This window comes from Halopseudomonas sp. (assembly GCF_047631575.1).
Classification (GTDB): Bacteria; Pseudomonadota; Gammaproteobacteria; order Pseudomonadales; family Pseudomonadaceae; genus Halopseudomonas.
Genome location: NZ_JBLIAB010000001.1, coordinates 431,147 through 453,192 on the forward strand (window position 1 = coordinate 431,147; position 22,046 = coordinate 453,192).

Sequence of the window (22,046 nt, forward strand, 5' to 3'; positions counted from 1 at the left end):
CGTTATTCTCCTGTGGATTGCTGTGCAACCGGCTCGCGCCAGGCTACTGCCATCGCGTTGTCATAGCGTAAATCGACGCGCGCTATCTGCTGTCGATACGCGGCCAGCATGTGCTGGTCGATGGTCAAAAAACGTTGCATCTTGTCTACCAGATCATCACGACCCAGCAGTACTTGAATTCCGTCCTGGGTAGTCAAAAACCAGCTCCCGCGCTCGCGTAGCTCCAGCTTTGCTACACCCTGTCCGAACGGCCGCAACAGCCGATTGAACTGCTGGTAGTACTGCATAACCCGCTGCTTTGCCCGCTGCGGACCATTCAGTTGCGGCAGATCGGCAAAGCGGCTTATATCGTCCGGCGTAAAAGCCTTGCCCGCGTTATTCAACAGCGCCGCATCACCCCAGCGCGCAACCGGTAACTGTTCATCCAGATGAATGATCAGCTGGCTGGGCCACACGCGTGTGACCGCGGCGCTGGCAACCCAGGGCATTCCAGTCAGATCGTTGCGCATCGCATTCAGATCGATACCCAGAAAGCTCTCATGCAGGTATGGCTGAATCACCGCCTGCACGGCGTCCGGATCGATGTACTGCAACTCGCCTTGAACACTGATCAATTCGATCGGCTGGTCGGCCAACGGCAGAATCCGGCTGCCCAGCTCGTATAAGCCGACGCCCAGACCGAGCAGCAGTAGCGGCCAGAGCACCTGCTTGATCCGCGTCAATGCGCCATTGAGCGAAGGGCGATCCAGAGACAGGCGCGGCCAGCTTCGAGCGGCAACCGGAGCCACGCGCACGGCACCCTGCCCCGGCGCTACGCGCCGGGTGCGGGTCTTGCCTGCCCGAGGGTCTCTGACCATCTGCCGCAACATGCTAGTTCCTCAGTAACGGGCACTGGCGAGAATCGCCAGTACCAGTTCAGTGAATGACATACCCGCTGCCGCTGCAGCCATAGGTACCAAGCTGTGATCAGTCATACCGGGCACAGTATTGACCTCCAGCAAATAGAACTTTCCAGCCTGGTCCTGCATCACATCGACCCGACCCCAACCACGGCAACCAACTGCATTGAAGGCTTCCAGGCACAGCTCGCCAAGCTCCGCTTCACGTTCCGGCGCCAACTCACAGGGGCAGATGTATTGGGTATCATTGGTCAGGTACTTGGCTTCATAGTCGTAAAACGTGTGTGGCGTACGCAGGCGAATCGCCGGCATAGCGCGACCATCGAGAATAGCGACCGTAAACTCTGCACCGGTAATCCACTTTTCAACCAAGGCTACATCGTCGTATTGACGTGCGGCCTGCCATGCCTGCTCCAACTCCTGCACGCTCTGAACCTTGGCCATACCGATGCTCGAACCTTCGTGAATCGGTTTGACTATTAAGGGAGTGCCAAGACTGGCAACAATCCGCTCGCAGTCAGCTTGATCACGCAATACCGCATAGGCCGGCGTGGCCAAACCGAGGCTTTGCCAGATGAGCTTGGTGCGCAGCTTGTCCATGCCCAGCGCTGAGGACATGACGCCACTGCCGGTGTAGGGCAGCTGAAGGCTTTCGAGCAACCCTTGTAAACTACCGTCTTCACCACCGCGACCGTGCAAGGCAATGAATACGCGATCTGGACGCTCTGCAATCAAACGCGTCGCAAGATCTGCACCGGCATCAATACCATAGGCATCAACACCTGCGTTCTGCAGCGCATCAAGCACCGCCTTGCCAGACTTCAATGACACCGATCGTTCGGCCGAACGGCCGCCATACAATACGGCTACCCGTCCGAAATCAGCTGGATTGTTCACGCGCCGCCCTCCGCATCTTTCTCTGCCTTTCTTACCAGCCCCTCAGCCAATTGCGCCGCAAGCCCGCCGATATCACCCGCGCCCTGGGTCAGAAGAATATCTCCCGGCTGAAGTACGGCTTCGAGCAAGGGCATAACATCGGCGTCGCGCTCAACGTAAATAGGGTCAAGCTGCCCCCGCTGTCTGATACTGCGACAGAGGTTGCGGCTGTCAGCCCCGGGAATAGGCTCTTCACCGGCGGGGTAAACCTCCATCAACAAGAGCGCGTTGTTTTCGCCCAGAACTTGAACAAAGTCTTCGTAAAGGTCGCGGGTTCGAGTAAACCGATGGGGCTGATAAATCATCACCAGACGGCGCTCGGGCCAACCTGCGCGCACGGCCTTGATCACGGCAGCCACTTCACGCGGATGGTGACCATAGTCATCAACCAGCATGATTTCGCCATCGCCGAGCGGGTATTCGCCATACACTTGAAAGCGCCGACCGACGCCCTCGAAATAACTTAATCCAGTGATAATCGCCGCATCATCAATACCTTCATCTGTCGCTACCGCGATAGTCGCCAAGGCATTCAGTACGTTGTGTACGCCGGGCATATTGACCGAGACCTCAAGGTTGGCATGACCCTGCCGCACAACCGTAAAGTGGGTTTGCATACCGTGCTGATGAATATCTATTGCGTGCACATCAGCACCTTCAGTCAGACCGTAAGTAACCACCTGACGGTTAATCTGCGGCATTATTTCTCGCACCACCGGGTCATCCACACAGACAACAGCCAGGCCGTAAAATGGCAGGTTGTGCAAAAACTCGACGAAGGTCCGCTTGAGCTTGTTGAAGTCGCCGCCATAGGTGTCCATATGGTCAGTATCTATGTTCGTCACAATGGCCGTCATGGGCTGCAGATGCAGGAAGGAGGCGTCGCTCTCATCTGCTTCAGCCACCAGATAACGACTCTGGCCCAGTTGAGCATTGGTTCCTGCACTGGTCAGCCGGCCACCGATCACGAAGGTCGGACTGAGGCCAGCCGCCGCCAAGACCGAAGCGATCAGACTGGTGGTGGTGGTCTTGCCATGAGTTCCGGCCACTGCGATGCCGTGCCGATAACGCATCAGCTCGGCGAGCATTTCAGCCCGTGGCACCACCGGAATTCGCTGTTCCATTGCCGCAGCCACTTCCGGGTTGCTTGGATTGATAGCGCTGGACACCACGAGTACGTCTGCATTTTGCAGGTTTTCTGGGCGATGGCCGATATCGACTCGTGCACCAAAACTTTCCAACCGGTCAGTCACCGCAGAACGCTTGAGGTCCGAGCCAGACACTTCGTAGCCAAGGTTCAACAGCACTTCGGCAATACCGCACATGCCCGCGCCACCTATACCGACAAAATGGATACGACGAATCCGACGCATCTCTGGTAGAAAGAAGGTCGCCTTCTGGCGTGGCTCAACCATGAGTCACCTCCTGACAAGCACGGACCACATCAACAGTGGCGTTGGGTGTCGCCTGACGGCGGGCATGTTCGGCCATTGCGTGAAGAGTCTCCGGCTGGCTAAAAAGGCTATTCAATTGTTGAGCGAGTGTTTCGCTGTCGAGACTGCTCTGCGGCAGCAACAGGGCAGCCTCGTGATTCGCCAGAAAGGCGGCATTAGCACTCTGGTGATCGTCAATCGCATGGGGCAGCGGGATCAGCAGCGCGGGGCGCCCCGCTGCCGCCAGCTCGCTGATTGTCAAGGCGCCTGCGCGGCACACGACCAGGTCAGCCCAGCTGTAGGCTGCAGCCATGTCGGTAATGAAAGGCTCTACTCGAGCCGTCACGCCCGCGGCCTGATAACCCTGAGTCGTGGTATCGACGTGCTGGCGACCACATTGATGCCAAATCTCGGGGCGCACCTGCTTATTCACCAGAGCGACTGCTAAGGGTAATAATGTATTCAGTGGCATCGCGCCAAGACTGCCGCCCAGTACCAGCAGCCTAGGCTGGCGGTTTTCCTGCCAGCTCATATCTGGTACCTGGAAAATATCCTCGCGTACGGGGTTTCCCGTGGTGAGACGCTTGGGTGTATCGGCAAAGCTGCCTGCGAAGCCTTCGCAATGACGCTTGGCAACACGACTCAGCAGGCGATTTGCAGTGCCGACCACCGCATTCTGCTCGTGAATGACCAAAGGGATACGCTTTAACCAGGCGGCCAGGCCGCCAGGACCCGTCACATAGCCGCCCGCGCCGAGCACACAAACCGGCTCGAGTACCGAGAGCAGCCGTAGAGACTGAAACAGCGCGCGTATCAGTTGTACAGGTGCCTTTAACAGGCCGAGACGCCCTTTGCCACGCAGGCCCTGAATATCAATATAATGAATCGGAATGCCCGCTGCCGGAATAAGCTCGGCCTCGATACCACGACGCGTACCCAACCAGTGCACCTCGTAACCCTGCTCGGCAAATAGCCGGGCACAGGCCAGTGCCGGGAACACATGTCCACCGGTGCCGCCTGCCATGATCAGCACCCGGTTACTCATCGCTCGCCTCCCGTAACGCCTGCCGGCGCTCCCAGTCGATCCGCAACAAAATACCCAAGCTCACACAGCACACCACCAGCGAACTGCCACCGTAACTGAGAAATGGCAAGGTAAGTCCTTTGGTTGGTAGCAACCCAACATTCACGCCCACGTTGATTAGTATCTGACCAATCCACATGATCGCCAGCCCGTAAGCCAGATAAGCAGCAAACAGGCGCCCTGCACGCTCAGCCCACAGACCGATGTACAGACTGCGAACACCGAGAAATACCAGCAAGCCGAAAGCCGATAAAGCTCCGAGTAAACCAAGCTCTTCTGCCAGCACCGCAAAAACAAAGTCAGTATGGGCCTCGGGGAGATAGAACTGCTTCTGAATGCTGTTACCTAGACCCAGCCCCAGCCACTCGCCGCGACCAAAAGCAATCAATGCCTGGGTAAGTTGGTAGCCGGTGCCGAACGGATCTTCCCAGGGGCTAAGGAAACTGGTCAGACGCTGTAGGCGATAGGGTTCGATAACGATCAAAACCGCGCCAAGAATGGCAATCGAGCCAAACAACAAAATGAAGCGGAACATACCTACACCGCCCAGAAACAACATGCCCACCGCGGCACCCATCAACACCACCGTTGCACCAAAATCAGGTTCGGCAATCAACAGCAGGGCCATTGGGGACAGCACCATGAAGGGCTTGATAAAACCAAACCAGCCTTCCTTCACCTCTTCCTGGCGGTGCACCAGGTAACCGGCGAGAAAGACAACGGCAAAAAGCTTTGCCAGCTCAGAAGGCTGAATGTTGATCGGCCCGACTGCAATCCAGCGCCAGCTGCCATTAACCTCACGGCCGATACCGGGAATCAACACCGCGATCAGCAACGCAATACCTATAAATAGCAGGGGAAAACGGAACTGTTCCCACAAGCGAATCGGCACGGACAGGACGAATACCAGGGCTGCAAAACCGATCAACACATAAATCAGCTGCCGAATCATGTAGAACAGCGGGTTGCCCAATTGTCCTGCCGCCACTTCCATAGAAGCTGACGAAACCATCACCAGGCCAAGACCGAGAAGGCACAGCGCAGCTACCAGCAGCGGCATGTCCATATCGAACCTGCGCGCTCCGATCAGCGGTGCGGCTGCCTGCTTGATGGTCGAGACTCCGATCATTGCGTCAGTCTCCCCACGGCCTGAGCGAACAACTGTCCGCGTTCTTCAAAATTACGGAACATATCAAGACTGGCGCAAGCCGGAGAAAGCAGAACGATATCGCCGGGCTCGGCTACCTGAGAGGCACTTGTGACAGCCTCTTCCAGGGTTGCAACCCGCATGAGCGGCGCGCAGCCATCCAGAGTTTCGGCCAACAGGGGTGCATCTCGTCCGAGCAACACAACGGCCCTGCAGTGCCTACGGACGGCATCGCGCAGGGGCTTAAAATCCGCACCCTTGCCATCACCACCAGCGATCAGCACCAGCTTACCCGTGCAGTCAGCAGCAAAGCCCTGGATAGCAGCCAGGGCAGCACCCACATTGGTGGCCTTGGAGTCATCGTAATAATCCACGCCCGCACGGCTGGCAACCCACTGGCAACGGTGGGGCAAACCAGTAAACTCGCGCAGGGTCTGCAACATGGCTTCTATAGGCAGGCCCACAGCATGCCCAAGGGCTAGCGCCGCCAACGCATTGGCGTGATTATGCGCACCGCGCATTTTCAGTTCTGATACAGCCATCAGTTGCTTGAACTCGAAGGTCAAATGCTGCTCACCGTCTTCCTTGACCAGTCCAAAGTCTTTGAAATCAGGGCGCGACAGACCGAAGGTCCAGCATGGCAATTGTTCATTCAACAGCGGGCGGGACAGATTGTCGTCACGATTGACCACGACCTGTCGGGCACCGCGGAATATCCGGTGCTTAGCCTGATGGTAGGCGACGAAACCGGAATAACGGTCCATGTGGTCCGCGCTCATATTCAATACGGTGGCCACTTCGGCGTTCAGATCGTCTGTTGTTTCCAACTGGAAGCTGGAGAGTTCGAGCACATACAACTCGGCTTTTTCGTCAAGTAGATCCAGCGCCGGGTTTCCAAGATTACCGCCCACAGCGACCCGTTTGCCGGCTTTGACAGCCATTTCGCCAACCAGAGTGGTGACCGTGCTCTTGGCGTTCGAGCCTGTAATAGCGATGATCGGTGCACGCGCTTCACGGGCGAATAACTCGATATCACCTATTAGACTAACGCCAGCGTTACGCGCAGCCACCAATGCAGGCTCTGACACCGCAATGCCTGGGCTTACTATCAACTCGACAGCCTGACTCAATACATTTGCATCCAGTTCGCCCAGATGCAGATCGGCCATTGGTGCAAAGCGCTTGAGCTGATCCAGACCAGGAGGATTCGCCCGCGTGTCTGCCACGGCAAATGGCAGGCCGCGGCCCGCCAGATAGCGGGCAACCGACAGCCCAGTCTTCCCGAGCCCGACGATAATCCGCTGTTTGTCCGTGGTAATCAGTGACACAAATTAATCCTCAACGCAGCTTCAATGTGGACAGACCGATCAGTACCAGTACCACGGTAATAATCCAGAACCGCACTATCACGCGCGGCTCAGGCCAGCCCTTCAGTTCAAAATGATGGTGGATCGGTGCCATGCGAAAGACCCGTCTTCCGGTCAACTTGAATGAGGCGACCTGGACGATCACTGACAGGGTCTCGACGACAAAAATACCGCCCATGATGAACAGGACTATTTCCTGGCGCACGATGACGGCGATTACACCCAGCGCGGCACCCAGCGCCAGCGCACCCACATCGCCCATAAAGACCTGGGCCGGGTAGGTGTTGAACCAGAGAAACCCCAGGCCTGCACCCACCAGCGCGCCACAGAAAATAATCAGCTCGCCGGCACCTGGCACGTAAGGAATCAGCAGGTACTCGGCAAAACGTACGTTGCCCGAGAGGTAAGCAAAAATACCCAGCGCGCCGCCCACCATGACGGTCGGCAGAATAGCCAAGCCGTCCAGGCCATCAGTCAGGTTTACTGCGTTGCTCGAGCCGACGATAACGAAATAGGTCAGCACCACGAACAGGGCTCCAAGCTGAAATTCGATCTGCTTGAAGAAAGGGACGATCAGGGTGGTTTCAACCGGAGAGTCAGCAGTCATAAACAGAACGACGGCCGCCGCCAGACCAAACACCGATTGCCAGAAATATTTCCAGCGTGAAGGCAGGCCCCGTGAGTTCTTTTCTACCACCTTGCGATAGTCATCGACCCAGCCAATCGCACCAAAAGACAATGTCACGCCTAGCACGACCCACACATACAGATTGCGCAAATCGGCCCAAAGCAGAGTACTCACCGCGATCGCCATTAAAATCAGCGCACCGCCCATGGTCGGCGTACCCGCCTTGGACAGGTGCGACTGTGGTCCGTCATTACGTACCGACTGGCCTATCTGGCGAAAGCTCAGAGTGCGGATCATCCAGGGACCCAGAAACAGCGCCAGACCAAGGGCTGTCAAAACACCCAGAATACCGCGCAGGGTCAGGTACTGAAACACCGCAAAACCGGTGTAGAACTGTTGCAGATATTGGGTCAGTAGCAACAACATATCAGTGGGCCCCGTTGTTATTGTTTTGCGTGGCACTGGGTACACCGGTGGTGAGTGCCGCAACCACACCTTCCATACCGGCGCTGCGTGAACCTTTAACCAGTACCTTGGTGTTGCCATCGAGCTGCGACGCCAGGGCGGCCACAAGCTCTTCCCTAGTGCCAAACAGATGGCCGTTTTCGCCGAATGCTTCGGTTGCCAACGCAGACAGCGCACCGACGGCATACAGCGCATCCAGCCCCTGCTCCAAGGCGTACTCACCTACTTCACGATGGCTCTGCTGCTCCCACTCACCCAGCTCACCCATGTCACCCAAAACCAGAATGCGGTGACCTTCCAGATTGGCCAGAACATCGATTGCTGCCTTCACTGAGCCTGGATTGGCGTTATAGCTGTCATCAATGATCAGAGCGCCATTGCGCCCGGCAAGCGGACATGCCCGTCCAGTGACGGGCATCACTTTGCCGAGTCCGCGGCGGATGATTTCCAGCTCAGTATCCACATGCAGTGCAGCGCCAGCTGCAGCGAGCGCGTTGCCAACGTTATGCATGCCGAGCAAATTCAGCTGTACGGTAATCGACCCGTTCGGTGTCACCAGCAAAAAGCCAGGGCAACCACGCTCGTCCAGCTCCACCGACTCGGCACGCAATTGTGCGGTCGGATTGCTCAGACTGAACGCCAGTGAAGTACGACGACCAAGGGACTGGTACCACTGCTCGAACCAGGGACTGTCGAGGTTGATCACTGCTTTGCCATCCACAGGCAGTCCGGTAAGGATCTCACCCTTGGCCAGTGCGATTTTTTCCGGGCTGCCAAAACGACCAACGTGGGCCATCCCCGCATTGGTCAATACACTGACTGAGGGCTTGGCCAGATTCATGCTGTAACTGATATCACCTTGAACCGCTGCACCCATCTCGATTACTGCAAACTGGTGTTTGGACTCAAGGGCCAGCAGCGTCAGTGGCACCCCCAGTTCATTATTTAAATTACCCAGGGTTGCCAGTACTGGACCGCGCTCACGGAGGATGGCAGCCAGCATCTCCTTTACGCTGGTTTTACCGCTCGACCCCGTAATCGCCAAGACAGGCGCAGTAAAGGCTTCACGCGCCAAAGCACCGAGCTGACCTAGGGCATAACGGCAATCGTGCACCAGCAATTGAGGTAGCGGGTCATCCACGACGTAAGCGACCATTGCCGCAGCCGCACCCTTGGCGCGCGCTTGAGAGACGAAGTCGTGGCCATCTGCGTGGTCTCCCGCAAGGGCGATAAATAGGCCTCCCTCGACGACAGTACGGGCATCGATACTGACACTATCGAAGCTCGCGTCCTGGCCAACAAGGCTGGCGCCGAGTGGCTTGACCAACTGAGATAGCCGCATGGCTTCAAGCATGAGCCGCCTCCCATTCCTGCAGGGCTCGTGTAGCTTGCTCGATATCGCTGAAAGGATGACGCACGCCATCAATCTCCTGATAGGTTTCGTGTCCCTTGCCGGCCAGAAGAATGACATCCCCGACCTGGGCATGAACGATACTGTTACGGATGGCCTCCGCGCGGCTGGCCGCGACTTTGGCAGCCTCGGGGTGCTGCATGCCCGCGAGTATGTGTTCGATGATGTGCTGCGAATTCTCGCTGCGTGGATTGTCATCCGTCACCAGCACGTGGTCGGCGTTTCGTTCAGCGATCTGCCCCATCAACGGGCGTTTGCCACTATCACGATCACCACCACAACCGAAAACGCAGGTCAAATTGCCTGACACATGGGCACGCACAGCCGCTAGCGCTTTCTCTAGTGCGTCCGGGGTATGCGCATAATCGATAACCACCAAGGGCTGTTCGCGACCGCCGAGCCGCTGCATGCGTCCGGCTGGCGGAGCGAGGCCCGCTGCAAGCTCAACTGCTCGATCAAGCCGCACTTCAAGCGCCAGCAATGTGCAGACCACGGCGAGCAGGTTAGCCAGATTGAACTCACCCAGCAGAGGGGTCGCCAGCACGGCCTTGCGGCGCGACGTATGTAATGTGGCGCAGATACCTGCACTTGTGTACTCAACGGCGCTGCAATAGAGGTCCGCCTCGGCATTACTCAGACTGTAAGTCATGCAACGGGAGGGGCTGCGTTCGATCAACTCCAGGCCAAAAGCATCATCGAGGTTGATGATGGCCGCTTGTAGGGGACGATCGAACAGCTTGGCTTTTGCCCCAGCGTAATGGGCCATATCGCCATGGTAGTCCAGGTGATCGCGACTGAGATTGGTAAACACCGCCAGATCGAATTCCAGCGCGGCCACTCGGCCCTGATCCAATGCGTGGGACGACACTTCCATACACACCCAACCTGCACCCTGATCGCACATATCAGCGAGCTGTTGCTGCACGCTCACGGCATCGGGTGTAGTCATGCCATGGTCCGTAAGTACGGGTAACAAACCGCTACCCAGTGTCCCTATTACGCCGCAGGGCTTGCCCATGGAGCTCAACGCCTGAGCCAGCATCTGACTGACGCTGGTCTTGCCATTGGTCCCTGTAATTCCGATCAGACCCAGATTTTGGCTGGGCTCTAGATAAAAGCGACCAGCAATGGCAGAGACCTGCGCGGCAAGACCGGCTATTGGCACCATCGCAGCCCTGCTAGCAAAGTCCTGTAAATCTGCCCCATGGCATCCGTCAGCCGATTCATAAGCAACAGCAATCGCACCGGCTTCCAACGCCTGCTTGATGTGATCGCGACCATCACTGCGCGTGCCTGGTAACGCGAGGAAAAGACTACCGGGCCGCACCTGGCGGCTATCGAGCGTCAGGTGTTCTATATCAACGAGCGCGCACTGACTGTTGGGAAGAAGCTGCTGGAGGTTGATCATCCGCGCGACCCCTCCGGCTGTTGTGATGGTGGTATTTCAACCTGTCGCAATTCCGGCAGCTCGATTTGGTCCAGCGCGGGCAAATCGTCTGGCGTCACGTTGAGCAAACGCAACGCGCCGGACATGATTTCGCCGAACACCGGCGCCGCAACCAGGCCGCCGTAATATTCGCCCTTGCTCGGCTCGTCGATCACTACCACTGCAGCAAAACGTGGGTTACTAATGGGCGCGATCCCGGCAAATACCGAGCGATAACGATCTTCGGCATAACCTCCAGCCTCAGCCTTATGCACTGTGCCGGTTTTACCCCCTACTTGGTAACCAGGCACCCGAGCACGCGAACCAGTACCCCCTTCGCTATCAACTACACCGCGCAACATCGTTAGCATCTGTTGGCTTATATGCTCCGGGATGACCTGAGTACCTTGCGGTAGCTCGTTCACCTTGAGCAGCGATAAGGGCAACCGGCGACCGCCGTTCGCCAACGCGGCATAAGCCTGAACGAGTTGCGTAGCAGTCACGGAGAGCCCGTAGCCATAAGACAACGTCGCGGTCTCGACCAGCGGCCACTTGCGATGACTCGGCAAACGACCCGTGCTTTCGCCTGGGAAACCCAGACCGGTGTACTCACCCAGGCCCAGCTGCTGCAGCAGCCCATTAATACTTTCGGCACCAATATCCAGCGCCAGCTTGACCGCGCCGACGTTACTCGACTTCATGATTACGCCTGAAAGATCGAGCATGCCGTAGTTGCGGTGATCCCTGACGGTCATTGTTGCCACACGCATGGTACCGGGCCGCGTATCCATGACCGTAGTGGGCTGGTAGCGACCGGTCATCAGAGCAGCTGCGACTGTAAACGTCTTGATGGGCGAACCGGGCTCGAATACATCGATCAGCGCTCGGTTGCGCATCATGTCGGGTTTGAGGTTGGTCCGATTATTTGGGTTGTAACTCGGATGGTTGGCCATGGCGAGAATTTCGCCGGTACGAATATCTACCAACACCGCCGAACCTGCTTTAGCACCAAAATTCTTCAGTGCTTCGCGTAACTCACGGTGGGCTATATATTGCAGTCGAAGATCGATGGACAAGGCCAGATCATTTCCGGGCCGGGCATTGCTGACGACCTGCACGTCCTTGATCAGACGGCCACGACGATCCTGCAGCACCTGACGCTTACCGGGCACACCCTGCAACCAGTCATTGTAGGTGAGTTCGAGACCCTCCTGACCGGCCTCATCCACATTGGTAAAGCCCACCAGATGAGCAGCGACCTCACCGGCTGGATAAAAACGCCGATACTCTTCAATACTGTGTACGCCCGGCACCTTGAGGGCTGCTACCAACTCACCATCACGAGGTGTCATGTGCCGACGCAGATAAATGAACTCCATACCGGCGTTGGCACGCAGACGTTCGGCAAAGGTCTTTGGGTCAGTGCCCAGCGCCTTGGCAAGCTCATCCCAACGGGACTCATGATTAACAAGAACGCTGGGATTCGCCCACAACGTCAGTACCGGCGTACTGACTGCCAGCGGCTCGCCATAGCGATCGGTCACCAGCCCACGGTGAGCAGGGATGACTGTATGGCGCATGCTGCGCTTGTCTCCCTGATTTTTCAGAAAGCCACCGTCCATGACCTGAAGCTCGACAATTCGCCAACTGATCAATGCGCTGCAAACCGCAAGCACTCCGATCACAACGCGAAAGCGCCATGGGTGGAGGCTACCGTTTGGCTTCAGATCGATCATGGCTTCACCAGAATCACTTCGCGGGCTTCCGGCACGCGCATTTGCAATTCGCTTGCCGCCAGTCGTTCTACTCGACTGTGGGCAGTCCAGGTGCTTTGCTCCAGAATCAATCGACCCCATTCGGCCTGGGCGTCTTCGCGCTGATCCATTTCGGCAGCCAACTCATTGAGCAGTACACGGCTCCAGTGCGAGCTGTAAGAGACAGCGAGTGCACTAACGACAACCAGACCCCACACAATAAACAGCCAGCCGCTGCTGCGCGGCAGTCCGCTTTGCTTTTGTGCGGTCAATGGCAGCTGAGCCTGGGTCTGAGCACTCATGGACGCTTCTCAGCAATACGTAACACAGCACTACGGGCACGGGGATTGGTGGCTGTTTCGGTAGCCGAGGGCATTATTGCCTTGCCAACCAGATTAATACTGACCTCGATATCTGCAGCGCGAATCGGCAAGTCCCGGGGCAAAGGCGCGCCCTTGGCTTCGCGGCGCATGAATTGCTTGACCATGCGATCTTCAAGCGAATGAAAGCTGATCACCACCAAGCGTCCGCCAGGTGCCAGCACGTCCAATGCCGCTTTGAGCCCTTCAGCGAGATCGTCAAGTTCGCGATTAATAAAAATGCGGATACCTTGAAAAGCACGCGTCGCCGGATGCTTGTGCTTTTCCCAGGCCGGGTTAGCTACCTTCACCACTTCGGCCAAGTCGGCTGTGCGGGTAAAAAGCTGTTCGGCGCGACGGCCAACAATTGCTCTCGCCAGTCGCTTGGCGTAACGCTCTTCGCCATATTCCTTAAGAACAGTAGCAATATCAGCCTCCGCTGCACTGTTAATCCAGTCAGCCGCACTCTGCCCGCTGGTCGGATCCATGCGCATGTCCAGTGGACCGTCATGCATGAAGCTAAAACCGCGTTCGGCGTCGTCCAGCTGGGGCGAAGACACACCCAGATCCAGCAAAACACCATCAACCTGGCCGTGCAGGCCCCGTTGACGCAACTCCTCTGCCATATCGGCAAAAGACCTTTGTATAACGACAAAGCGGCCGTCTTCGGCCGCTAGCTCCGCACCGACCCGGATAGCTTCCGGGTCCTTGTCGAAGCCGAGTAATCTGCCCTGGGCAGAGAGCCTGTCGAGTAATGCGCGGCTATGGCCGCCGCGTCCGAAGGTACCGTCGACATATAAACCACCAGGCCGCACTGCAAGACCTTCAATCGCCTCGTCAAGAAGCACGCTGGTATGTGTATAGAGATTTGGAGCGGTCATAGGCTTAGTGTCTGCAATACGTCCGGCAGTTCGCCCAGACTCTGTTCTTGGTCCAGGTAGGCTGCTGTAGTGGCCTCCCAGGCGTCTTCACTCCACAATTCAAACTTATCCAGCTGTCCGACCAACATGACTTTCTTATCCAGCCCAGCATGCTCGCGCAATAGCGGCGGAACGACGAATCGACCGTTACTATCGAGCTCGATTTCGTTGGCGTTACCAATTAACAACCGGTTGAGACGCTTAACCGCGGGATTGAGATTGGGGGCACGGCGCAACTGAGCCTCTACCGCCTCCCATGCGGGCATCGGATATATCCACAGACACCGCTCTTCAAGGGCAATGGTCGCTACCAACTGGCCGTCACAGAGGTCCACAAGACGGTCGCGATAACGCGCCGGCATTGCGAGCCGCCCCTTGGCGTCCAGATTGATAGCATTTGCTCCACGAAACACGGCGCTGGATCTCCTTTCGAATTGGTCTGTGCAATGGAGGGGTTTTCCCAAAACAACCCACTTTCACCCACTTCACACCACTTCTGCACACTATAGGAACCGCACGCACGCACCGTCAAGTAAGGACTTCACGAAAAAACCTTTATAAGCAGGGGGTTAGTACCTAAAACAAGAGCAGAACGGAGAATTTACTTCAATACCGGGGAGCCAACTCAAACCATGGCAAGCAGATGGAGTTGATACTTAATGTAAAACATTAAGAGTAAGATTTTTTTGGTCTAACAGAGGGGATTTTCACTGCGATTCGTTCGATCGAATGCGACGACTGGAAAAAATAAGAGTTGGCCTGTAAGCCGGGTTCTGTCGTGGACAGTCATTCCTCTACGACAGCCATCACTGACTGCCTCTAGCAACCTACCCGAACCCAGTGCGGGCCACACCTATGGGTTCCTATTTGGTCTTGCTCCGAGTGGGGTTTACCATGCCACGGACTGTTACCAGCCGCGCGGTGCGCTCTTACCGCACCCTTTCACCCTTACCGGCGCTTGCGCGCTTAGGCGGTCTACTCTCTGCTGCACTTTCCGTAGGCTCACGCCCCCCAGGCATTACCTGGCACTCTGCCCTATGGAGCCCGGACTTTCCTCCCTATCGCAAGCGATACGGCGACTGCCCAGCCAACTCTTGAAGCGAAGATTATCTGTCTTCGAGCAGCACAGCAAGCTCAGACTGACCGCGCACCACTCTGGCGCACAAAAAGCACCAAATCGGTGCGCTTTTACTAAAATAAAACCACCTTATTCGCGCCCCATGGCGGTATAGCCCCCGCGAATCGAAGCCTGCCCCAACATGGCACAAGCCCTGCATTGTAATGAGCAGCATACGAGACTCGGGTGTTATGACCCTTGATGCGTTGCCGGGCATATGCCTGATACAACTTGGTACCAATAGACAACTAGGGTTCCGGCCTGCTTTGCAGGTGACTGGTCCGAGGGTTGTCGACCTCCGGCAGGGGGTTACACGGCGGGACAAAAGCCCGGGAGAGCCTCAGATAGCTGAGATCTCGTAACCTGTAACCCATGGAGCAGCGCATGTCTCGATTAATGAACCGTAACCCCGGCAGGGTTTCCAGGCTGGGGCTTATCCTGCTCCCCTTCGCACTACTGCTGCTACTCTATATCTTCAGCTCGCAGGCCCGACTGGCAGAAAACCCCAACGACAAGCTGCTGCCCAGCTTCACGCAGATGGCCGATGCAATTGACCGAATGGCATTCACACCGGATAAGCGCAGCGGTGACTATCTATGGTGGGTTGATTCGTCTGCCAGCCTCAAACGTCTGGGTATTGGTCTAAGCATCAGCGCAGCGGTCAGTCTGACATTAGGGCTGGCCATGCTGATCCCACTGGTGCGTGCGCCCCTGTCGCCCCTGGTGACAGTGGTATCTATGATTCCTCCTTTGTCCATTTTACCTGTCTTGTTCATTGTCATGGGCCTTGGAGAACTGTCCAAGGTGATGTTGATTGTTATCGGCATCACCCCTGTGTTGATCCGCGACATGCAGCAGCGGGTCAGCGAGATTCCCACTGAACTCCTGATCAAAGCGCAGACGCTTGGCGCCAGTACCTGGCAGACACTCATTCGGGTCGTCTTGCCGCAACTTCTACCGCGGCTACTTCAGGGGTTATGTCTAGCGCTTGGCCCGGCCTGGTTGTTCCTCATCGCTGCCGAAGCCATCGCATCAACCGACGGTCTTGGCTATCGCATCTTTCTGGTGCGCCGCTACCTGGCCATGGATGTGATTCTGCCCTATGTCGCCTGGATCACCCTATTGGCTTTCACCATGGATCGCTCACTCAAGGGCTTGTGTAGGGTGGTCTTTCCCTGGTTCGAGCCAAAGGGAGGCCAATAACATGAGTACCATCTCTATCCGCCATGTGTGGCAGCAATATGCAGACAACATTGTGCTTGAGAACCTTAACCTGGAAGTCGCCAGCGGCGAGTTCATTACCATGGTTGGTGCCTCTGGCTGCGGCAAATCGACCTTCCTGCGTTTACTACTCGGCCAGGAAACCCCCAGCAAGGGCAGTATTTTACTGGACGACCAGCCCTTGATTGCTGAGCCCGGTCCAGAACGGGGCGTCGTATTCCAACGCTACTCGGTGTTTCCGCACCTGACGGTACTGGGCAACGTAATGCTCGGTCTTGAGCTGCAGGCGGCCCCACTCATTGGCCGACTGTTTGGCAACGCCAGACGCGAAGCCAAGGAAAAGAGCATCGAGATGCTCCAAGCAGTCGGGCTCAGCGATGCCATCGACAAATACCCCCATGCCCTGTCCGGTGGCATGCAGCAACGCTTGGCAATCGCCCAGGCGCTGGTGAAAGCGCCGCGCATTCTGCTGCTTGATGAACCCTTCGGCGCACTGGACCCTGGTACCCGCAAGGACATGCATGAATTACTGCTCTCCCTGTGGCGCAAAACAGGGCTTACCGTTTTTATGGTCACCCATGATTTGACCGAAGGTTTCACCCTGGGCACCCGACTACTGGTGTTCGACAAGGTCCGCAGCGATCCGCAAGCTCCTGGCGCCTACGGTGCGCGGATAACCTACGACATCCCCCTCAACAGTGATCGCCTGGCGGCGCGCAAGGCACTTGATGCGCTACCCGATCACGTTGGCAACAAACTGCTTCCATCCGATCAGCAAGGAGCCATCCAATGAGCGTTTCAGCGCCTCTGCGCCCCACTCTGTACAACGAAACCTTGCCCGGCGGCGGGCATACCTCCTTTGTTCTCAAGCGCGGACAGCTACTGCGTGTTACCGACATCGAAGGCGGCGCCAATGTCAGTATGATGCTGTTCAACGCCCAGGAAAAAAGCGAGCGACTTAACCTGCCCGACAGCCTGAAATGCCAGCACACAGCCAAGCTCAGCGCCGGACACTGCCTGTATTCAGACATGGGGCGCGTACTGGCGGCAATCGTGACCGACACCTGCGGCTGGAGCGACAGCTTCGGCGGCGTGCTCAACGCTGAAGAAGTAACAGAGAAGTACGGCACCGGCAGTTATCAGGAGCTGCGCAATGGCTTCTTCCGCAACGGCATGGACAACTTGCTAGTGGAAATGGGCAAGTGGAATCTGGGACTGGCGGATCTGCTGATGACACTCAACCTGTTCAGCAAGGTCACTGTGGACGACGAGAGCCGCTTTGTGTTCCATCCAGGCAACTCCGTTGCAGGCGACCATATCGAACTCTACGCCCCCATGGATACCTTGGTTGTGCTCACGGCCCTGCAACATCCGCTCGATCCGGGTACCTCCTACGCACCCAGACCGGTCCAGCTGGATTGGCATCAGGTCGCCGATGACGGCATTACCGTCCTGTGCCGCAAGACCCGCGAAGAGAATATTCGCGGTCTGCACAACACCGACCGCATTCACCTCTGAGGGCCACCCCAATGACATTGACCCACAGCAACAAAACCGCCGACACCGCCAGCCACCGCGCCAACGTGGGCGCCGGTGCGCCCTTCATGCTGGATATTAAAGCGGGGCAAACATTGCGCCTGCACGATCTGGAAGGCAACCAGGCGGTCGACACTCTGTTTTACAGCGCTACCAACCCCCGAGAGCGCTACGACGTGCAGCGTACCCTGCGCAAACAAAACAGCGTTTACCTGACCACCGGCAGCGTGCTCCACAGTAATCTGGGCAAACCGATGCTGACTATCACCGCAGATACCTGCGGCCGCCACGACACCCTTGGCGGCGCCTGTGCCCAGGAAAGTAACACGGTGCGTTACGCACTCAATACCCGCTACATGCACAGTTGCCGGGACAATTTCCTGCGCGCCTGCCTGCACGACGGTCGGCTTAACAAGGCGGATATCAGCGCCAACATCAACTTCTTCATGAACGTACCAGTCACGCCCGAAGGTGGCCTGACGTTCGAAGACGGTATATCCGGGGCAGGCAAGTATGTCGAGCTCATCGCACATATGGACATTATCGTTCTGATCTCCAACTGTCCCCAGTTGAACAACCCGTGCAACGGCTACAACCCAACCCCGGCCGAAGTACTGATCTGGGACTAAACGGTTACCGGTCGTCGCTGGCGACCGGCAGCTTTGCAACGGGACGACCCGTTGAAGCAACAAGCGCCTGGGACGACCCGGCCGAGGAATACCGACTATGTTCGACACATTGCTGATTGCCAACCGGGGCGCCATCGCCTGCCGTATCCTGCGCACCTTGAAAGACCTGCACGTTACCGGCGTTGCCGTCTACTCCGAAGCGGATGCAGCAAGCCTGCACATCCAGGCCGCCGATCAAGCGATTTCCTTGGGTGAAGGGGGGGCCACTGGCACCTATCTGGATGTGGAGAAAATACTGGCTGCAGCGAAACAGACCGGAGCAACCGCTATCCACCCCGGTTATGGATTCCTGTCGGAAAATGCCGCTTTTGCCGAGGCCTGCGAAGCAGCCGGCATTGCTTTTGTTGGACCCACACCCAAGCAGCTGCGTGTATTCGGCCTTAAACACACGGCTCGCTCACTAGCAAAGGAACATGGCGTGCCCATGCTGGAGGGCACCGACCTACTCGACAGCCTCAAATCAGCCTTAGATGCAGCCGAGCAGGTCGGTTATCCGATCATGCTCAAAAGCACGGCCGGCGGCGGTGGCATCGGCATGCGGGTGTGCTACAACGCAGCGGAATTGAGTGACGCCTTCGAGACGGTCAAGCGCCTGGGCCAGAATAATTTCAGCGATGCGGGCGTTTTCATCGAAAAGTATATCCAGCGCGCCCGCCATCTCGAAGTCCAGGTGTTCGGTGATGGTAAAGGCGACGTGTTAGCACTGGGTGTACGCGACTGTTCGGTGCAGCGCCGCAATCAGAAAGTCATAGAAGAGACGCCCGCACCCAATCTCCCCGACGGCATGGCCGAGGCCCTGTGTGAAGCAGCGATCCGACTCGCCAGTGCGGTGCAATACCGCAGCGCCGGAACGGTTGAATTTGTCTATGACAGCGAAGCCGCCCAGTTTTACTTCCTTGAAGTCAACACCCGCCTACAGGTCGAACATGGCGTGACCGAGCAGGTATGGGGCGTCGATCTGGTCAGCTGGATGATTCAGTTGGCCGCCGGCGATCTGCCGGCGCTGTCAACGTTGCGGACGGGGCTGAAGCCATCAGGTCATGCGATGCAGGCACGCGTCTATGCCGAGGACCCAGGTCGTGATTTCCAGCCCTGCCCCGGCCTACTGACCGCGGTCAGCTTCCCGGCCGCAGACGGACAAGCACTGCGCATCGACAGCTGGGTAGAAGCGGGCTGCGAAATCCCACCCTACTTTGACCCGATGATCGCCAAGGTCATCTGCTGGGAACCCAGCCGCGATCAGGCTGCCGCCGCATTGCACCGCGCGTTGGGCAATACGCTCCTGTATGGCGTGGAGACCAACCGCGACTTCCTGCGCCAAATAATCACTTTTGCGCCCTTTGCCACCGGCCAGCCCTGGACCCGCTGCCTGGATGAGTTAACCTATCAGGCCACTACTTTCGAAGTGATCAGCGGTGGTACCCAGACCACCGTTCAGGATGCAACGGGGCGGCAGGGCTACTGGTCGGTCGGCGTCCCGCCTTCTGGGCCGATGGACAACCTGGCCCTGCAATTAGCCAATCGCCTGCTCGGCAACCCGCGGGAGGCTGCCGGCCTGGAAATCACCATGAGTGGCCCGACGCTCATATTCAACACTGATGCTGTGATTGCCATTACCGGCGCAGAAATACCGGTTAGCCTGGACGGTGAACCGCAGCCTATGCATACCAGCTTGCTGGTCAAGTCCGGCAGCCGCTTGAGCATCGGCACCATTGCCGGCAGCGGTGCGCGCAGCTACCTGGCCATTCGCGGCGGCATTCAGGTACCGGATTATCTGGGCAGCAAGAGCACCTTCACCCTAGGTCAGTTTGGTGGCCACGCTGGTCGCGCGCTGCGCGCCGGCGATGTATTGCATCTGCCCCTGCTGGCAGACACCAGCAATGGTGGCGCCTTATCTGAGTCGCTTAAAACCAAACTGCCCGCCGTGCGCAGCGTGCGTGTGATCTATGGCCCCCATGCTGCCCCGGAGTATTTCACGGAAAGCTACATGCAACAGTTTCTGGATACCGGCTGGGAGGTGCATTTCAATTCCAGCCGCACCGGCGTGCGCTTGATCGGACCCAAACCGGAGTGGGTGCGTGAAGACGGCGGCGAAGCCGGTCTGCACCCTTCCAACATCCACGACAATCCCTACGCAATCGGCGCGATCGATTTCACTGGTGATATGCCGGTGATCCTCGGACCCGATGGCCCCAGCCTCGGCGGATTTGTCTGCCCAGTGACGATCATCGAGGCCGATTTGTGGCAAATGGGGCAACTCAAGGCCGGCGATCGCATTCGCTTCGTCCCTGTCAGTCTGGAAACCGCACGGGAACTGGCAAGACTCCGTATGCAGGATATTGAGCAGCTCACCGCTGACTGTCCGCCTAGCAGCGCGGCGATCGCCCCGGAGTCACCCATTGTGCTGGACATCGGTGATGGGGACACCCGGCTGGTAGCGCGCCTTTCCGGTGATACCCACCTGCTGCTGGAAATAGGCCAGCCGGAACTCAATCTGGTCCTGCGCTTTCGTGGCCATGCATTGATGCAGTCGTTGGAGGGCATGCAGCTCGCAGGCGTGCTTGATCTGACGCCTGGCATTCGCTCGTTACAGGTTCATTACCAGCCCGAGACCCTCTCAATTGATCGCCTGTTGCGTATTGTCGAGGACGCCTGGGACGAGGTATGTCAAGCCCGCGACCTGAAGGTACCCTCGCGTATCGTGCACCTGCCCTTGTCCTGGGACGACCCGGCGTGTCAGCTGGCAATCGACAAATACATGACCACGGTGCGCAAGGATGCGCCCTGGTGCCCGAGCAATCTGGAATTCATTCGTCGAATAAATGATCTGCCCGATCTGGAGGAGGTCTACCGCACCGTGTTCCAAGCGAGCTACCTGGTTATGGGTCTGGGCGATGTCTATCTCGGCGCGCCAGTCGCCACACCACTGGATCCGCGGCATCGCCTGGTGACCACCAAGTACAACCCCGCCCGCACCTGGACTGCGGAGAATTCCGTGGGCATCGGCGGCGCCTACATGTGTGTGTATGGCATGGAAGGGCCAGGGGGCTACCAGTTCGTTGGGCGCACATTACAGATGTGGAATCGCTACCGCGAAGTCGAGGCATTCGATGGCCAGCCCTGGTTATTGCGGTTTTTCGATCAAATCCGCTTCTACCCGGTCAGCGCCGATGAGCTGACGCGTATTCGCCGGGAATTTCCGCTGGGCCGCTATGCTCTGGAAATCGAACACACGGAACTGCACTTGAATGAATACCAAGCCTTTCTCGAACAGGAAGCCGACAGTATCCAGGCGTTCCGGTCACACCAGCAGGCAGCATTCAATGCTGAGCGTGATCGCTGGATCGCCAATGGCCAGGCCCATTTTTCCAGTGAAGAGGCGCCCGCCGAGGTAGTAGAAGATGCTCCTCTGAAGGTCGGCCAGCAGGGTATCGAGAGCCATATTGCGGGTAATCTGTGGCAGGTTCAGGTCGCTGCCGGCGCCAGGGTCAAGTCCGGCGACGTGTTGGTCATCCTGGAATCCATGAAAATGGAGATCCCCCTGCTGGCACCCTGTGACGGTCTGGTGACCTCAGTCCATGTTCAACCCGGCTCACCCGTCAAGGCTGGCCAGCGCGTCATGGTCCTGGAAACCGATTAATCGCCCTGATGCAG

General features: G+C 57.5%; 18 protein-coding genes, 1 other RNA gene and 1 riboswitch. Of the genes, 5 read left to right on the top strand and 14 right to left on the bottom strand.

Annotated features, from left to right (window positions below; translation table 11 throughout):
* Nucleotides 1–2: 2 nt before the first annotated feature.
* The 14 genes from ACJAXR_RS02040 to rnpB form a co-directional block, all read right to left on the bottom strand.
* Nucleotides 3–869, bottom strand: a complete 867-nt coding sequence (locus tag ACJAXR_RS02040; protein ID WP_415056587.1) for a cell division protein FtsQ/DivIB — start codon at nucleotides 867–869, stop codon at nucleotides 3–5.
* 9 nt (nucleotides 870–878) lie between these two features.
* Complete coding sequence (locus ACJAXR_RS02045) at nucleotides 879–1,796, bottom strand: D-alanine--D-alanine ligase (RefSeq protein ID WP_415056588.1); 918 nt, start codon at nucleotides 1,794–1,796, stop codon at nucleotides 879–881.
* On the bottom strand, nucleotides 1,793–3,250 hold the full coding sequence (gene murC, locus ACJAXR_RS02050) for a UDP-N-acetylmuramate--L-alanine ligase (protein WP_415056589.1): 1,458 nt from the start codon (nucleotides 3,248–3,250) through the stop codon (nucleotides 1,793–1,795). Before murC ends, ACJAXR_RS02045 begins: the two co-directional genes overlap by 4 nt.
* A complete protein-coding gene (gene murG, locus ACJAXR_RS02055; RefSeq protein WP_415056590.1) occupies nucleotides 3,243–4,313 on the bottom strand; it encodes an undecaprenyldiphospho-muramoylpentapeptide beta-N-acetylglucosaminyltransferase in 1,071 nt (356 codons plus the stop codon). Before murG ends, murC begins: the two co-directional genes overlap by 8 nt.
* A complete protein-coding gene (gene ftsW, locus ACJAXR_RS02060) occupies nucleotides 4,306–5,481 on the bottom strand; it encodes a putative lipid II flippase FtsW (protein WP_415056591.1) in 1,176 nt (391 codons plus the stop codon). Before ftsW ends, murG begins: the two co-directional genes overlap by 8 nt.
* Nucleotides 5,478–6,827 carry a UDP-N-acetylmuramoyl-L-alanine--D-glutamate ligase gene (gene murD / locus ACJAXR_RS02065; RefSeq protein WP_415056592.1) on the bottom strand — a complete coding sequence of 450 codons (1,350 nt, stop codon included), beginning with the start codon at nucleotides 6,825–6,827 and terminating at the stop codon, nucleotides 5,478–5,480. Before murD ends, ftsW begins: the two co-directional genes overlap by 4 nt.
* Before the next feature lie 10 nt (nucleotides 6,828–6,837).
* Nucleotides 6,838–7,920 (bottom strand): phospho-N-acetylmuramoyl-pentapeptide-transferase, encoded by a 1,083-nt coding sequence (mraY, locus tag ACJAXR_RS02070; protein WP_415056593.1) that lies wholly within the window; start codon nucleotides 7,918–7,920, stop codon nucleotides 6,838–6,840.
* A gap of 1 nt (nucleotide 7,921) precedes the next feature.
* Nucleotides 7,922–9,313: a UDP-N-acetylmuramoyl-tripeptide--D-alanyl-D-alanine ligase gene (locus ACJAXR_RS02075; protein ID WP_415056594.1), complete on the bottom strand. Its 1,392-nt coding sequence runs from the start codon at nucleotides 9,311–9,313 to the stop codon at nucleotides 7,922–7,924.
* Nucleotides 9,306–10,778 (bottom strand): UDP-N-acetylmuramoyl-L-alanyl-D-glutamate--2,6-diaminopimelate ligase, encoded by a 1,473-nt coding sequence (locus tag ACJAXR_RS02080; RefSeq protein ID WP_415056595.1) that lies wholly within the window; start codon nucleotides 10,776–10,778, stop codon nucleotides 9,306–9,308. Before ACJAXR_RS02080 ends, ACJAXR_RS02075 begins: the two co-directional genes overlap by 8 nt.
* Nucleotides 10,775–12,532 (bottom strand): peptidoglycan D,D-transpeptidase FtsI family protein, encoded by a 1,758-nt coding sequence (locus ACJAXR_RS02085; RefSeq protein ID WP_415056596.1) that lies wholly within the window; start codon nucleotides 12,530–12,532, stop codon nucleotides 10,775–10,777. The genes ACJAXR_RS02080 and ACJAXR_RS02085 overlap by 4 nt, the downstream gene beginning before the upstream one ends.
* Entirely contained in the window at nucleotides 12,529–12,852 is a 324-nt protein-coding gene (ftsL, locus tag ACJAXR_RS02090; RefSeq protein ID WP_415056597.1) for a cell division protein FtsL, read from the bottom strand. Before ftsL ends, ACJAXR_RS02085 begins: the two co-directional genes overlap by 4 nt.
* Entirely contained in the window at nucleotides 12,849–13,790 is a 942-nt protein-coding gene (rsmH, locus tag ACJAXR_RS02095; RefSeq protein ID WP_415056598.1) for a 16S rRNA (cytosine(1402)-N(4))-methyltransferase RsmH, read from the bottom strand. The genes ftsL and rsmH overlap by 4 nt, the downstream gene beginning before the upstream one ends.
* The gene (gene mraZ, locus ACJAXR_RS02100; RefSeq protein WP_415056599.1) at nucleotides 13,787–14,242 is read right to left on the bottom strand and encodes a division/cell wall cluster transcriptional repressor MraZ; all 456 of its coding nucleotides are present in this window, start codon (nucleotides 14,240–14,242) and stop codon (nucleotides 13,787–13,789) included. Before mraZ ends, rsmH begins: the two co-directional genes overlap by 4 nt.
* Before the next feature lie 333 nt (nucleotides 14,243–14,575).
* Nucleotides 14,576–14,924, bottom strand: an RNA gene (gene rnpB, locus ACJAXR_RS02105) — RNase P RNA component class A.
* A gap of 259 nt (nucleotides 14,925–15,183) precedes the next feature.
* A riboswitch (guanidine-I (ykkC/yxkD leader) is annotated at nucleotides 15,184–15,284 on the top strand.
* A gap of 46 nt (nucleotides 15,285–15,330) precedes the next feature.
* Between rnpB and ACJAXR_RS02110 the strand changes: the two genes are divergently transcribed.
* The 5 genes from ACJAXR_RS02110 to uca all read left to right on the top strand — a co-directional run bounded on the left by ACJAXR_RS02110 (nucleotide 15,331) and on the right by uca (nucleotide 22,032).
* Nucleotides 15,331–16,149, top strand: a complete 819-nt coding sequence (locus ACJAXR_RS02110; protein ID WP_415056600.1) for an ABC transporter permease — start codon at nucleotides 15,331–15,333, stop codon at nucleotides 16,147–16,149.
* A 1-nt stretch (nucleotide 16,150) separates the two neighbouring features.
* Nucleotides 16,151–16,960 carry an ABC transporter ATP-binding protein gene (locus tag ACJAXR_RS02115; RefSeq protein WP_415056601.1) on the top strand — a complete coding sequence of 270 codons (810 nt, stop codon included), beginning with the start codon at nucleotides 16,151–16,153 and terminating at the stop codon, nucleotides 16,958–16,960.
* On the top strand, nucleotides 16,957–17,685 hold the full coding sequence (locus ACJAXR_RS02120) for an urea amidolyase associated protein UAAP1 (RefSeq protein WP_415056602.1): 729 nt from the start codon (nucleotides 16,957–16,959) through the stop codon (nucleotides 17,683–17,685). The genes ACJAXR_RS02115 and ACJAXR_RS02120 overlap by 4 nt, the downstream gene beginning before the upstream one ends.
* Nucleotides 17,686–17,696: 11 nt before the next feature.
* The gene (locus tag ACJAXR_RS02125) at nucleotides 17,697–18,332 is read left to right on the top strand and encodes an urea amidolyase associated protein UAAP2 (protein WP_415056603.1); all 636 of its coding nucleotides are present in this window, start codon (nucleotides 17,697–17,699) and stop codon (nucleotides 18,330–18,332) included.
* A 97-nt stretch (nucleotides 18,333–18,429) separates the two neighbouring features.
* Entirely contained in the window at nucleotides 18,430–22,032 is a 3,603-nt protein-coding gene (uca, locus tag ACJAXR_RS02130) for an urea carboxylase (protein WP_415056604.1), read from the top strand.
* Nucleotides 22,033–22,046: the final 14 nt, after the last annotated feature.

Coding starts and splice junctions, on each gene's coding strand:
- ACJAXR_RS02080 (WP_415056595.1), bottom strand. CDS start 10,778: ATGATCAACCTCCAGCAGCTTCTTCCCAACAGTCAGTGCGCGCTCGTT.
- ACJAXR_RS02110 (WP_415056600.1), top strand. CDS start 15,331: ATGTCTCGATTAATGAACCGTAACCCCGGCAGGGTTTCCAGGCTGGGG.
- ftsL (WP_415056597.1), bottom strand. CDS start 12,852: ATGAGTGCTCAGACCCAGGCTCAGCTGCCATTGACCGCACAAAAGCAA.
- ACJAXR_RS02075 (WP_415056594.1), bottom strand. CDS start 9,313: ATGCTTGAAGCCATGCGGCTATCTCAGTTGGTCAAGCCACTCGGCGCC.
- ACJAXR_RS02040 (WP_415056587.1), bottom strand. CDS start 869: ATGTTGCGGCAGATGGTCAGAGACCCTCGGGCAGGCAAGACCCGCACC.
- rsmH (WP_415056598.1), bottom strand. CDS start 13,790: ATGACCGCTCCAAATCTCTATACACATACCAGCGTGCTTCTTGACGAG.
- ftsW (WP_415056591.1), bottom strand. CDS start 5,481: ATGATCGGAGTCTCGACCATCAAGCAGGCAGCCGCACCGCTGATCGGA.
- murG (WP_415056590.1), bottom strand. CDS start 4,313: ATGAGTAACCGGGTGCTGATCATGGCAGGCGGCACCGGTGGACATGTG.
- ACJAXR_RS02120 (WP_415056602.1), top strand. CDS start 16,957: ATGAGCGTTTCAGCGCCTCTGCGCCCCACTCTGTACAACGAAACCTTG.
- uca (WP_415056604.1), top strand. CDS start 18,430: ATGTTCGACACATTGCTGATTGCCAACCGGGGCGCCATCGCCTGCCGT.
- murC (WP_415056589.1), bottom strand. CDS start 3,250: ATGGTTGAGCCACGCCAGAAGGCGACCTTCTTTCTACCAGAGATGCGT.
- ACJAXR_RS02125 (WP_415056603.1), top strand. CDS start 17,697: ATGACATTGACCCACAGCAACAAAACCGCCGACACCGCCAGCCACCGC.
- ACJAXR_RS02085 (WP_415056596.1), bottom strand. CDS start 12,532: ATGATCGATCTGAAGCCAAACGGTAGCCTCCACCCATGGCGCTTTCGC.
- ACJAXR_RS02115 (WP_415056601.1), top strand. CDS start 16,151: ATGAGTACCATCTCTATCCGCCATGTGTGGCAGCAATATGCAGACAAC.
- mraY (WP_415056593.1), bottom strand. CDS start 7,920: ATGTTGTTGCTACTGACCCAATATCTGCAACAGTTCTACACCGGTTTT.